This is a genomic window from Pseudomonas sp. Sample_24 (assembly GCF_004307605.1).
Classification (GTDB): Bacteria; Pseudomonadota; Gammaproteobacteria; order Pseudomonadales; family Pseudomonadaceae; genus Aquipseudomonas.
In genome coordinates, this window is record NZ_RCNW01000198.1 from 1 (window position 1) to 1,285 (window position 1,285).

Consider the following 1,285-nt stretch of genomic DNA (forward strand, 5'->3'; position numbering starts at 1 on the left):
CGCGACGATCTGTTCCAGACGCCGGTGGACGAGCTGTTCAGCACCGTGATGTCGATCGTGCAGATCCAGGAACGCAACAAGATCCGCGTGTTCCTGCGCAAAGACCCGTACGGCCGTTTCTGCTACTGCCTGGCCTATGTGCCGCGTGACATCTATTCCACCGAAGTGCGCCAGAAGATCCAGCAAGTGCTGATGGATCGCCTGAAAGCCTCGGACTGCGAATTCTGGACCTTCTTCTCCGAATCCGTGCTGGCCCGCGTACAACTGATCCTGCGTGTCGATCCGAAAAACCGTATCGACATCGACCCGCAGCAGCTGGAAAACGAAGTGATCCAGGCCTGCCGCAGCTGGCAGGACGACTATTCGGCCCTGACTGTCGAAACCTTCGGCGAAGCCCATGGCACCAACGTGCTGGCCGACTTCCCGAAAGGCTTCCCGGCCGGTTACCGCGAGCGTTTCGCTGCGCATTCGGCCGTGGTCGACATGCAGCACCTGCTGAACCTCAGCGAAAAAAATCCGCTGGTGATGAGCTTCTATCAGCCGCTGGGCCAGGTGTCCGGTCAGCGTGAGCTGCATTGCAAGCTGTACCACGCCGATACCCCGCTGGCACTGTCCGACGTGTTGCCGATCCTGGAAAACCTCGGCCTGCGCGTACTGGGTGAATTCCCGTACCGCCTGCGTCACACCAATGGCCGCGAGTTCTGGATTCATGATTTCGCCTTCACCGCGGCTGAAGGCCTGGACCTGGACATCCAGCAACTCAACGACACCCTGCAGGACGCGTTCGTCCACATCGTGCGTGGCGATGCCGAGAACGATGCGTTCAACCGCCTGGTGCTGACCGCCGGCCTGCCATGGCGCGACGTGGCGCTGCTGCGTGCCTACGCTCGCTACCTGAAGCAGATCCGTCTGGGCTTCGACCTGGGTTACATCGCCAGCACCCTGAACAACCACACCGACATCGCTCGCGAGCTGACCCGGTTGTTCAAGACCCGTTTCTACCTGGCGCGCAAGTTGAGCGGCGATGACCTGGACGACAAGCAACAACGTCTGGAACACGCGATCCTGGCGGCACTGGACGACGTCCAGGTGTTGAACGAAGACCGCATCCTGCGTCGCTACCTTGACCTGATCAAGGCGACCCTGCGGACCAACTTCTACCAGACCGACGCCAACGGCCAGAACAAGTCGTACTTCAGCTTCAAGTTCAACCCGCACCTGATCCCTGAACTGCCCAAGCCAGTGCCGAAGTTTGAAATCTTCGTCTACTCGCCACGCGTCGAAG

Annotated in this window: 1 protein-coding gene; it reads left to right on the forward strand. The window is 60.2% G+C overall.

Annotated elements, in window-relative coordinates; genetic code table 11:
- The coding region (locus tag D8V06_RS10030) for an NAD-glutamate dehydrogenase domain-containing protein (protein WP_177434405.1) at positions 1–1,285 on the forward strand (1,285 nt) is incomplete at both ends.